The sequence below is a fragment of the Mangrovimonas sp. TPBH4 genome (assembly GCF_001280505.1).
Classification (GTDB): Bacteria; Bacteroidota; Bacteroidia; order Flavobacteriales; family Flavobacteriaceae; genus Mangrovimonas_A.
In genome coordinates, this window is sequence record NZ_LBIO01000048.1 from 84,064 (window position 1) to 97,217 (window position 13,154).

The 13,154-nt window shown below is 37.0% G+C and carries 6 protein-coding genes; all 6 read right to left on the reverse strand.

Annotated features, from left to right (window positions below):
* Positions 1 to 42: 42 nt before the first annotated feature.
* Positions 43 to 1,011 (reverse strand): CdaR family protein, encoded by a 969-nt coding sequence (locus tag ZA05_RS08975; protein WP_053991356.1) that lies wholly within the window; start codon positions 1,009 to 1,011, stop codon positions 43 to 45.
* Positions 1,001 to 2,014 carry a glycosyltransferase family 2 protein gene (locus ZA05_RS08980; RefSeq protein WP_197276075.1) on the reverse strand — a complete coding sequence of 338 codons (1,014 nt, stop codon included), beginning with the start codon at positions 2,012 to 2,014 and terminating at the stop codon, positions 1,001 to 1,003. The genes ZA05_RS08975 and ZA05_RS08980 overlap by 11 nt, the downstream gene beginning before the upstream one ends.
* 216 nt (positions 2,015 to 2,230) lie before the next feature.
* A complete protein-coding gene (locus ZA05_RS08985) occupies positions 2,231 to 3,049 on the reverse strand; it encodes a choice-of-anchor J domain-containing protein (protein ID WP_157514627.1) in 819 nt (272 codons plus the stop codon).
* A 249-nt stretch (positions 3,050 to 3,298) separates the two neighbouring features.
* Positions 3,299 to 5,839, reverse strand: a complete 2,541-nt coding sequence (locus tag ZA05_RS08990) for a T9SS type A sorting domain-containing protein (protein ID WP_053991358.1) — start codon at positions 5,837 to 5,839, stop codon at positions 3,299 to 3,301.
* Between the two features lie 238 nt (positions 5,840 to 6,077).
* Complete coding sequence (locus ZA05_RS08995) at positions 6,078 to 9,686, reverse strand: choice-of-anchor J domain-containing protein (protein WP_053991359.1); 3,609 nt, start codon at positions 9,684 to 9,686, stop codon at positions 6,078 to 6,080.
* A gap of 246 nt (positions 9,687 to 9,932) precedes the next feature.
* On the reverse strand, positions 9,933 to 13,070 hold the full coding sequence (locus ZA05_RS09000; protein ID WP_082333729.1) for a GEVED domain-containing protein: 3,138 nt from the start codon (positions 13,068 to 13,070) through the stop codon (positions 9,933 to 9,935).
* Between the last annotated feature and the right edge of the window lie 84 nt (positions 13,071 to 13,154).

Consider the following 13,154-nt stretch of genomic DNA (forward strand, 5'->3'; position numbering starts at 1 on the left):
CCGACTATTATCTAACTATTTGATATTCAGAAGATAAATTTATCATTTTACAACGATAAACTCAACTTTATTTTGCTTGATTCTTGTACTTTTTGCAGCTTCCGGCACTAAAGTCAATTTTGGGGTCATTGTATTTTTATCTGTTTCCGCTATTTCTTGGTAATCACACACCACTTTAAAATCGGAGGATTTTATTTCATTGAACCTGTTCAATGGAACATAATACAGTACTGTAACCGCTTTAGGAAAGTAATTTATGGTAATATTTTTTGGAGTGTTGATTAAAGTTACCGGAACATCCAACGCTCCTTCGGTAAATTTTACAACTTCTGAGGAAACCTCAACTTTTTGAGAAGAAAGCTTGAGTTCTCCATCTACTTCAGGAACTTTCAACGCAATGGGAACCTTAAATCCTGCATTGACATCTTTTAAAGACAATGATTCTGTAGAGAGTTCCATTATTCCATTCACTATATTTTCTGCTCCAATAACTGTAACAGAATCTGGGGCTACTTTTAATTTATCCAAAACGTCATACCCTACCATATAGGAAATATTAGCATCTAATTTTACAGGGACTTTTTTGGTATCCAAGGTTTCAAAATAAAAATCCAAGGTATCGGGCTTCACAGAAAGCATTTCCACCTTTTGGCCCAACATAGATTTAATTTTATGTGAAGATTTGCTTGCGATCCATGAATAATGGTCATTATTATAATACAAATCCGATTCAAAATCGATTTTAACAGGGCGATTAAAGAAATTTAACGGTAAAAGATTGAATCCGTTGGAAGATATTACTGCCTTAATTTTTGCCTTTTGCTTCTCTCGCAAGACTTTATTTTCAGGCACCTTTTCAAAAGACACATTAAAAGTAACGGTTTCGGTATATTTTGCAGAAAGCTTCCCTACTATCAAAAACAAAAATGACAAAAGAAGAAAAAAGCCAAACACATTTAGCTTTTTGTTTCTTATGGACTCTAAAAGTTTTGATTTAAGTTTATTCAACATGCTTAAAAAATAAATAAGGAAAGGCCTCTTCTGGTTTTTTACCTAAAATTTTCAGTGCAATTACTGATTTCAAAAAACCGTATCCATAGCCAAAAAACTGAACGCCTATTGCATATACTGCTTTCATTGCCACTCCAATACTCTTTGTTGAAATCAAGGCTAAAAGAAATGCTATGAAAAAATACGCCACATAAGCCAAAATTCCAAGGCTATACCCTAAAAGCCATAAAATAATTGCACTCAAAAACCCCATCATAAACAATGTAGGGAACCAATAAGTCAACTTTGATGTCTTTGGATGCCACGAATTTAAAATTGGTCTTACCAAACCAAACTTATGAACTTGGGTATAAAACTTAGACCAAGAAATGCGCCGTTTATGATATACAAAAGCATTTTCAATCAATTTGGTTTGAAAACCTAAATCGGTTAACCTGATGGATAAATCAGGATCTTCGCCTGGATGAATGACCCCGAACCCTCCAGAAGTCTGGAATGCCTTTTTAGAAATGCCCATGTTAAAACTTCTAGGCTGAAACTTTCCAACCTGGGTCTTTCCTCCTCTAATTCCTCCTGTGGATATAAAAGAAGTCATCGCAAAATTAATGGCCTTTTGAAGAGAGCTAAATGATGAATGAGCAGTATCTGGTCCACCAAAACAATCCACATAATGTTTTTCTAAAGATTTATAAACGTCAGTTAAGTAATCAGGTGGTAATACACAATCGGAGTCCAAAATAATGAAATAATTGCCTTTGGTACGTTCCATTCCGTAATTACGGGAATCCCCTGGTCCTGAATTTTCCTTATAAAAATAGGAGATATCTAAACGATCAATATAAGCATCGACAACAGGTTTACAATCGGTAGAGGAGCCATCTTCCACAATTACAATTTCAAAGGGCTCATGGTATTTTAAATTAGAAAAACTCTCTAATAATTCCGCAACCTCATCAGGCCTATTGTATACTGGAATAACAAATGAAAAAGACAGTGTATTCATACCCTACAAATGTAACTAAAGAAAATAGAATACATCTCTTGACGGTTTTAGAAAAATTTTACACTGAGATCATATTTTTAACAGAGTTATTTCCGAACCTTTACCGAAAAAAATGAGTTAGAAACATTTTGAACTAAATAGAATGATACAATAAATAAAAAATCCTAAGTCAAATAAATGACAAAGGATTTGTATACATTGTTCTGAAAGCTTAAACTATTTTTTAAGTATTCGGAATGTTTCAGTTTTATCCAAAATGGATGCCTGTACAAAATAAGCTCCAGAATGAAGGTTTGATAAATCAATTTGACTATTCATTTCATTTGGACTCAACTGCAATACTTTTTGTCCCAATGAGTTAAATACTTGAACACTATGAATAACAGAAGGGGATTTTAAATTAAGTACATCTTCTACAGGATTAGGGTAAAAGCTAAACTCTGCAATAGGATCTTCCACATCCTCTACTCCTAAAGTAAATTGCCCTACAGACACATTATCTACATACCATGAATCTCCGTCATTCTGAATCCTTACAAAAGCAATATAAATTTGCTCTCCATCATACTCACTTAAATCCACAATTTTCTCTTCATACACTTGTGCATCATCATTCAATTCATCCTCATCCCAAGTTATAAGAGTATCAAAATCTGCTGGAGCAGTTTGAGAGGCTGTAGAAACTCTAATTTGAAATATCGTTCCATAATCATCATCAAACCCTTGACGTGTATAAAATCTTAACTCAGCATTTGTAGCGTTGGTTAAATCTATTTGACTAGTAACCATCCAATCTTCAGTATCAAACTCTGCGACTTCATACATAATGTGAGCCGCATTACTTCCCTCATAGGGATTACTTTGGTTCACAACCCAATCTTCATCTCCAGATCCTCCTATATCGAATACAGCCCAATCAGCCGGAGGAAAACCATCTTCGAATCCTTCAAAAAAACCCTCAAAAGTTTGGGCATTGGAGTGGAAAATAAATGAGAGAGAAAGGATTGCAATCCATACAAAAGTAGTTTTTTTCATATCATTAAATTTAATCAATTATAGCATTCTAAATTTACCTATAAAATACTTCAAATCAATTAGTTAAATATTAAAATCGATTAAACGCCAATTATTTCGACTAAAATCTCCCAACATATTCAATGCAAAAGCACAAAAACATCCGATTATATACCGTTTCCACCAACCATCAATATTATATCAAGATCTTTAAAAAATAAAAAAATGGCTTTTACAAGCCACTTTTTTTCATAAGATAAATTATAATTTTTATTGCTTCACAATCCTAATAGTCTTGACCACATTATCTATTGAAACCTGAATAAAATAAGCTCCAGATGGCAACATGGTCATATCAATATTACTTTCAATTTTTGCAGGGTTAAGCCTCAACACTTCTTTTCCAATCATATCAAAAACAGTCACATTTTCGATATTTGAACCGGCTTTGAGGGTTAACACATTTTCTACTGGATTTGGATAATATTGAAACATTCCTTCACTTTCCTTGTCCTCGATAGATAAGGTAGAAGATGACCATACCTTTAAACTGAATGTTGGAACTGTCTCTACGGCTTCAGAATAGCTATAAACTCTCACGTAATAGGTATTCCCCTGAATTAAATCGAATTCCATTATTTCTGGATTTTGGCCAATATCTTTACAACTAATATGCTCCAATGCTCCACAAGTCCCTTCAAGCAACTCTACAATTCCATTGAAATTATCTTCCAAAGTAATGTTAACTTCTGAAGTTTCTGCCACAAACGAATACCAAATATCATCATTGGCAGTACCCTGTAAGCTATCACACTCTGGAGCTTCGACGCCTGAATCTGTTGCCCCTTGGAGAGTACCATTTGTTGCCGATGCTGTAGATGCATCCAGTACATTCAATTGATGTGTTACCATAAGCGCCGAATCGCAATCATCATTACTTGGAGGACAGTAAAAATTCAATGTCCCTAAATTGGTGTTACATGAAGCATCTTCCCCATGTCTCAGGATCAACGTTTTACTATCCCCATTGGCAAAAGGGCCTATTTGAGTAGTTCCTAAACCTAATATGGTCCATGTCAATGTACCATCTGTAATGTTTGGATTACCATTCCCTAAATCAGTAATATCAATTGCGATAAAAAACTGATTATTATTACAATCTGGCACTACCTCAGCTGAACCTTGAGGGGGCAAACAACTACCTTCTACAATGTTCACCGTAACATCTACTGTGACACTTTTTGCGTTATTATTACAAGGATTGGAGGCATTCTCTTCGCTATAGGCAGAAACAATACGCATTCTATGTTCTCCCAATGAAGCATCTTCAGGCATCATAAAAGAAGCGTCCACAATACTTACTGGTTCAAAATTAGAAGATCCCGTAAAAAACAATTCCGAAGCATCAAATTCCAAATCGTCATTAAGGTCGATCCATAAATTCACATTATAAGCCCAAGTTGTCAAAAATTCAATTTCTATATCTGCCATTGTATCTTGGCTCAACTCTGCTGCTATATTGGTAAAGTCTTCGTAACTATTATCCCCCGTACTTTCATATAATGTGTCACCTACATTCAGACTTCCGATACCATCATTGTCAACACTTACAGGATTGGATTCACAATAACATACTGATGAATTGGTTGTAAATTCACCTTCCGCACAACCTGTAGACTGTCCAACAGAGTTATAAGCTATGACAGACGCATAATAAGTCGTGTTCGGGCCTACTGAGGATACTGTATAAGAAGTTGACAAACCATTGTCTTCATTATTTGCCAAATCATTTCCTCCTGAGGTCGTACCTAAGGTTACATAATACCCTTCAGCACCTGCTACATCCTCCCAAGTAACCTCAAAATCATAATTACCACATTCATCCAAATCAGCCGTAAGCTCAGGACAGGCAGGCAGTGATGCCGTTGTAAATGACGCTTCTGAACATCCTGTTGCATTTCCATTGGCATTGTAAGGTGTAATGGTTACATAATAAGTAGTTCCTTCCTGTAAATCCAAATTATAGGACAATACGTTACCTACATCATAACTATCTAAAATTTCGGCACCTCCCGAAGTTATGCCAACAGATAACAGATAACCTTCAGGGTCTCCAGAGGCTTCAGTCCAAGTTAGATTAGTAAGGAGCGATACTCCTGAAGCACCATCAAGAGGAGCTGTTAATACTGCATCACAAATTGGAGGTAAACTCATCTCAAGCCCTCCTAAAATTACATTGGTATAACCTGCAACTAAATTACCAGATCCGTTAAAAGTTGATGGGTCTGGATTTGCACCATCCGTCTCATAATACAAACTTCTATATGAAGTTGCACTAGTCATTCTACAAGAATTAGCACAATCGTAATCTAGTTCGTTTTCATCTACAGCAATTAACAAATTATCTGCATTGTTGTAATTAAAAGGCGTGTCCAATACAATTTCGATCCAGTTGCCATTTCCTGGGTAAGAAACAGTTCCTGAAAATACTTGGGTTAAATTGTCGATGATTTCCCAATCTGTAGCAGACGAAAACGCCGATTTAGCCGTATGCCCCAAATAAATAGTCCAATCTGAACTATTACTATTCTCCCCTGCCGACGAATTAAAGTAGAATGACAAAGAAGTAATTTCCCCGATGGAATTAATCTCCGTTTGATAGATTATTTGCTGACTATAACTGTAATTATAACAACTTGAAACCGGTAATTGTGAAGTGGTCCCGACACCATCTCCTATTGAAATTTGCGCATTTGCAAAAAATGTTAAAAGGAAAAAATAAATGGTCCACAGAAAAGTAGTTTTTTTCATGTAGCGTAGAATATTAGTTTAGTTAAAAAAGGTTACTAAAACGAAGTCTTGCATAATGACATCCTATAGAGAATCAACACACTACCATCGTTTAAAACCCAAATATACCGATTAAATACGTTTTTTCCTATATTTTCCTATGGCTTCCTACATAATTCACGGTACTTAAATTCCTCTTTACAACAAAAAAAGAGAGGCATCAACACCTCTCTTTTCCAAAAATCTTATATACAACCAGTTACCTTTTAATAATCCTGATTATCTCAGTTTTACTATTAATTATAACTTTTACAAAATAAGCTCCAGATTGTAGTTGAGACATCTCAACATCACTTGATACCGAATTTGGAGCAACCTTCATTACTTCTTGCCCTAGCATGTTCACTACTATGATTGTTTCCATATTGTGTTGAGAGCGAATTGACAACTTATCATTTACTGGGTTTGGGAAATATGTAATGCTATTTAACGCTTCATTGAAATCGTTTATCCCTAAAGTTTCATTAGTTGACACCTCCAAACAAAATGTCCCTACTCTTGAAGAATTATAACCAGATACCCTTACGAAATAAGTCTCTCCAACATTCACCTCAAAATCCTCGATAAAGGAATTCCAACTAGAACCGTTACTTAAAATTTCTGTCCCACCATCATTATCACAGTCCTCTTCTACTAAAGCTCCACAATCACCAGAATACACCGCTATTTCTGTATCCACATTTGTTCCTCCTGTAAAATCCGTTGAAATATTAACTGAACTGGTTCCTTCTGGCACAGTAAAAGAAAACCAGACATCATTTTCCCCATAATCAAAACATTCTGCTTCACCAAGACCTGAGTCCGTCGCGCCCGTATTATCTCCGTTATTATTGATTCCGTCGCAATACCCGGCATCTACATTTATTACAACTGCTCCTTCACATTCATCATTAACAGGAGGACATGAATAATTAAAGCTATCTAATTCAAAGTTACAGTCTGTATTAGAGTGAACGGCTGAAATAGTAACCTCGGTGCCATTTGGATAAGGTCCAAAGTTGTAAAATGGCTGAGACTCAGATATTGTTTGTTCCTGATTCCCGTCAGACAATGAGGTCAAATCTCCAAATTCCGTCACTGCAACATCTATATAAAATTGATTATTATCACAATCAGGAACAATTGCCGCTGCAATATTGGCAGGAGTACAGGTAATATAATAACCGCAAAGATTAAAAGTTCCTTCTTCATCATTACCATAATCATATACTTTAAGATAATAGATTTCCCCTACTGTTAAACCCGAAATTTCCCATGGCCAACCACTAGAAAACTCAGTACAATCCAACTCAGTAAAATCATCTGGTGTTCCAGAATAAATTGCTCCTGCAACCGATGTTAGTCCTGAAACATTAGAAACATTTAATATAAAACCTTCTGCAGGCGCCTCAATGGTATACCATAAATCTCCCCCATCGTAGTCTCCGCAACTTGGCGTCCCCACTCCTGAATCCGTGGCAGCTACATTACTTATCTCTGTAATAGTATTATCTCCACAAGAAGTTCCAATGTCAAGTGTTAAAGCTATCGCTGTTGATGGCAAGTCATTATCAGGAGGACATGTATAGTCATAACTACCAACTTCAAAATCACAATATTCATCGGTATGAATGGCATCAATATCAACTTCAGAACCACTTATGTAAGGACCAAAAGTATATGTACCAGAACCTGTTACATCAATCGCAGTAGTACCATCCGACAAATGCAAAATATCACCTTGATCAGTCACTTCAACTTCAATAGAAAACTCTCCATTATCGCAATTTGCTACAATTGTCCCAGAAGCCTCTCCTTCCAAACAAGGCAACGTTCCCACACAAATATCAAAGTTATTATATTGAATAGTGCCATACCATCCATAAACTCTCACGTAATAGGTTGTTCCCACGTCGAGACCTTCTAAAATTAAATTATTAGGGTCACTATCATCAACAAATACTAGAGCCTCGCATCCTGCTGTAGCATCATATACGGCCATTCCCATATCAACGCTGGTACTAGTCCCGCCTCCTTGATTCTCTACATTACTAATTTCAATTTCATGAGCCGGATAGGTTGCTACAAATGAAAACCAAACATCGGTATTAGGAGTTCCTGTAACATCATCTTCCTGTGCTGATTCAGTAGCTCCTAATGTAGTCCCGTTTGTTACTATGGTACATTCCAAATCTTCATTGACAGTCAAGGCAATCGCACCGGAACAATCATCATTTTCAGGAGCTATAGGAAGCGTGGAAAAAGTATAAGGACCAGCCCAACTACTAGTACCATCAGACTCACAATCGGCCTGTACATAGAAATCATATTCGGTAAACGGTATTAAATCGCTTTTGGTAAATCCGTTGGTAACACCTATATCAGTTGGTGTTCCAGTTGCTGTTCCTCCTTCCAAAACCACTTCCACATTGTATATTGAGGCATCACCATTCTCCATCCAACTTAAATTGGCAGAAGTTGAAGTGATACCTGAAACTGATAAATCAGAAACAGGTATACAAGATGGAATAGGTTCCCAAATCATGTCATCTATATAAACGTAAGTATATGTAGAAGTGGAAAGCCTTCTTATAGCAATATAAGTATCTGTCCCAACATATTCATCGAAATAAACAACGTATTCATCAAATGTTGTCGTTAAATCAATCGTTTCCAACACCGTAAATGTACTTCCATCACTAGGATCAGCTATGGTCCCAACTTCAATATCTTGAGTCGAAGAACTATTTCTAGCAAAAAAACGTAATTGATGAGTCCCTGCTCCCAGGTTTGACAAAACAGGAGACACTAGCATTATATTCGTTTCACTCGTTGAACTAGAGTTATATAAACTAACACCATTGGGTTCTGTATTATCTGCTGAAGTTGAAGTCCCCACAGTTGCATACGAAGATGCACCGTTATCGATAACGGAAGACCAACAAGCGGGTAAATCTGGAGTGGAAACCAAGTCGAAATTTTCGCTAAAACTATCTATTGCCTCACATGCCGTAGTAAAAGCATAAGGCCCAGACCAGGAACTCAAATCTCCTTCCCCACAATCTGCCTGATAATAAACATAATAAGTAGTATAGGGCTGTAAATTTATAGCATTGTAAACAGGGGATTCCGTTGCATTGGCTGAATCTTCCTCTTCCCCATTTCCAGGAGAAAAATTAGCCTCTGCTTTCCACTCCAGATTCCAAGAAATTTCACTTCCTCCCGCTGACCATTCTAGATTAGCAGTAGAAGATGTTACAGATGTGGCCGTCATATCTAATGGTTCTAGACAAGAAGGCGCCGGGCCTGCAAAAAAGTCATCAATATAGAGCTCGTCTGCCCAATCACCAACATATTTAAAAGCAATATAAACTGTTTGACCGGCATAGGAATCTAAATTCAGTGAAAATTCAGTCCATAAATTTTCGGAGAAATTAGCATCTAAATCATAGATTTCAGTAAAATCACTAGGGTTTGTGACAGGATCTCCTGAGGATGTAGAAATCCAAACCCCTGATTCAACACTATAACTAGGGTAAGTCTGGTTGTAATAAAATGATATAATATCTCCGGTAGAAACGGAGTAAGCCGGAGAAATCATCCATGATGTAGACTCTACAGAAATATTATCATCATTGTGATAATAGGAATATGTACCTGTATTTGCTCTTGAGCTTGTTTGTACAAAACCAGGATCATCTCCTTCTGTTTGCATAAAAGTCCATCCTGAAGGCGGATCTGTTTCAAAGCCCTCAGTTATTTGAGCACTATTTTCCAAGGAAAAACCCAAACAACACAAAGCAAAAAGCCATAATGTAATTTTCTTCATAAAGTTATATTTTTGTTATTAAAAAGTTATTTGCAAATAAATGCTTTAAAAATTTACCTACAACAACAAAAACACATAATCGACCAAACACAAAATACTCAGATTAACTGTTAAATAAATTACAAATATAAACTAAATGTTATTTATTTAACAAACATAAAACCCTTGGGAATTTTGTAAAAGGAGAAAATAATAACAAAAAAAAGGAGCCTAGAGGCTCCTTTTTCGTACGAGTATATGATTAATTTACTCCTTTATAATTCTAACAATTTCAGATGTATCTCCTACATTAACTTTCACAAAATAAGCTCCAGCTTGTAGTTTAGACATCTCAACATCACTCGATACCGAATTTGGAACAACTCTCATCACTTCTTGTCCTAACATATTTATCACTGTAATTGATTCAATATTATGTTGGGCGCGAATTGACAATTTATCATTTACAGGGTTTGGGAAATATGTAAAGCTATTTGATGTTTCATTTAAATCACCCACTCCCAAAGTTTCTGTAGACCATATTTTCAATTCAAATGTTGGATCGGATGGAGTTGAAGAGCTATAGGCAAAAACCCTTACATAATAAGTAGATCCAACTGTTAGGCCTGTAGCATCAATCTGAACAGGGTCACCTAAATCCTTACATGCCATATGCACTAATGAGCCACAGTCTCCTTCAAACAACTCAACTACACCATCAAAAGCGTCATCTAAACTGATGTAAACATCTGTCGTCAAGGCTTCAAATGAATACCATACATCATCATTAGGAGTTCCCGTCCACCCATCACATGTTGGCGCTTCAACACCTGAATCTGTAGCTCCTACTAAAGTACCTGCTACTCCGGTTGCCTCGTCCACATCCATAATATCCGTTTCTTGAACCATAGCAACGGCACCGTCACACTCATCATTGTCTGGAGGACATGTATAATTAAAACTATTAACTTCAAAATCACAACTAGCATCCGTATGCACAGCGGAAATAGTAACTTCTGTCCCATTTACATAAGGTCCAAAATTGTACAGGGGCTGAGCATCTGATACTGTTTGCGTTTGCGTACCATCAGTTAATTCTGTTAAGCTACCAAATGAGGTAACTACCACATCTACATAATATTGTTCGTTTTCACAATCTGGCACAGCTGCAGCAACAGCTTCAGCAGACACACAATCATAAACCAACCATTCCAAAACAAACTCACCACTACCCGTAGAATACGCTGATTGAATCCAATACACGGTTTGATCTTCCCCTGTATCATTGGTCCAAGTAATGTGCTCTGTATCCGAATCATCAATACAATCAATCAAAATATCACCAGGACAACTGGCTCCATAAGCCAATCTATGTTTAGAATCGTAAGCATTTGACACCTGTCCTATTTCAATTGTTGATCCATCTGGAACCATAATGGAATACACCATATCAGGAGCTTCATCATTGGTTAAACAGTCCTGGTCAAAATCGTTTGTCGCATATTCTGTTGATGCTGTTAATGGGCTTGACAGTGTCCCTAAGTCTATTACCCCCTCACAAGTATCGTTATCAGGTGGGCAATTGTAGGTAAAGGTTCCTAAAGACACATTACACATTTCATTCTCACCGTGCTGTAAAGTCAATTCCTTACTGTCTCCTGTTGCAAAAGGTCCTATTTGCATCACTCCAACCTGACTTACTCCCCAGGTTAAAGTACCATCGGTAATTGAAGGTGATCCATCTCCCAAATCAACCACATCAATGGCAATGAAAAATTGATTATACTGACAATCCTCCACCACAGAAACAGTAGCCTCAGCCGGATCACAAGGCAAGTCAAGAATCTCTACTGTATAATCATGAGCTTCACCGTAACCACTTGTATTACAAGGCATGGGTTGAGAGTTCCATCTATCTCCAACCCGCATTCTATAAGTGCCAGGCAGTACCGATTCTGGAATAATTAACGTACCATTTGTAACGGCACTTGAATTCGACCCCGTACTTTCATCAACCGCCACCAATTCAATTGATCCTTCAGAATCATCAAACTCATAGTCTTCATTAAAATCAATCCAAATTCTCACTTTTTGGCTTCCAAAGGCATGCCCCACCGAATAATCATAAGAAGTATTATTGTATAAGGTAATCGTCACATCTGAGAAATCACCATAAGCACCTTCAGAACATCCTGTATCCAAATGGCTAAACTCAACTTCCGGAATTTCAAAATCATTTATTTGATCCCCACTAGCGCACCCACTGGAAAAGGCAGGAGCACAATAACATTCATTTTCGCTTGTTGTTAACATAATCTCAGAACATCCTGTAGACTCTCCTACGGAATTATAAGCTATAATGGTGGCATAATAAGTAGAACCTGCCATAGGGCTAGAAATACTGTATGAGGTACTTGTACCGTTGTCCTCAGAATCCGCAACATCTGTTCCTCCCGAAGTGGTTCCAACCGTTACATAGTACCCATCAGCATTAGCAATTTCATCCCAGGTAATATCAAAATCATAGTTTCCACAATCGTCCATAACCGTAGTGTCCACCGGGCACTCTGGTAAAACCGTAGTTGTAAAACTTTCCTCTACACAATCAGCCGCATTACCAAATGAATTATAAGGAGTAATGGTTACATAATAAGTAGTTCCTTCGGTTAAAGCCATATCATAGGTCAACATATTCCCAACATCCATTGCATCCAAAACATCATTCCCTCCTGAGGATGTTCCAACGGTAAGCAAATAACCTTCAGCTCCTCCGGTGGCGGCACTCCAAGTTAATCCTTCTAGTATGTTGGCATCGGTTTCTCCATCAATTGGCGAAGTAAGCATTGCATTACAGTTAGGAGGGGAAGTTACCTCTTGATTAGCACTAAAATTATCCACATAGAAATAATAATCTCCAGCTGCCCACGTATTATAAATTCTTAGTTTGATGTCCGAACCATCCGGTAAAGAAGCTCCAGGTATTACCCCACTCATCGTAGCACAAACATTACTAACTACATGATTGTCATCATTAATTGTAAGTGCTGTAGTCCAAGTATCTCCGTCATCCAAGGAATACTGAAACTCAGCGGTCCCCCAACCTGCCGAGGTTGGATTTGTAGCAGCAAACCAATCTACCACTTTATAATCAAAAGAAAAGCTCAAATCAGTTTCATTTGAAATTCCCACAAAATTGGCTGTGCCAATATAGCCTGTGGTTGATCCTGAATACAAGTTTCTTCTTTCCGAATTTCCCTCACAAGATTGAGTTGATGTATTGCTATAGGTGTCCACCCAGTCACCTGGAGTGCCGGAATCAAAATTTTCGATAATTTCTATTTGAGCCATTCCTGTCATACAGAATAATCCAAATAGAAAAACTGATAGCATAGTAGTTTTTTTCATAAATCGATTAGTTTTTAGGTTAAAAAATTGAATTACAGCTAAATGTATTAATATATTTTTTCCTACACTAACCTTTCAAAAACA

Coding starts and splice junctions, on each gene's coding strand:
- ZA05_RS09000 (WP_082333729.1), bottom strand. CDS start 13,070: ATGAAAAAAACTACTATGCTATCAGTTTTTCTATTTGGATTATTCTGT.
- ZA05_RS08980 (WP_197276075.1), bottom strand. CDS start 2,014: ATGAATACACTGTCTTTTTCATTTGTTATTCCAGTATACAATAGGCCT.
- ZA05_RS08990 (WP_053991358.1), bottom strand. CDS start 5,839: ATGAAAAAAACTACTTTTCTGTGGACCATTTATTTTTTCCTTTTAACA.
- ZA05_RS08985 (WP_157514627.1), bottom strand. CDS start 3,049: ATGAAAAAAACTACTTTTGTATGGATTGCAATCCTTTCTCTCTCATTT.
- ZA05_RS08975 (WP_053991356.1), bottom strand. CDS start 1,011: ATGTTGAATAAACTTAAATCAAAACTTTTAGAGTCCATAAGAAACAAA.
- ZA05_RS08995 (WP_053991359.1), bottom strand. CDS start 9,686: ATGAAGAAAATTACATTATGGCTTTTTGCTTTGTGTTGTTTGGGTTTT.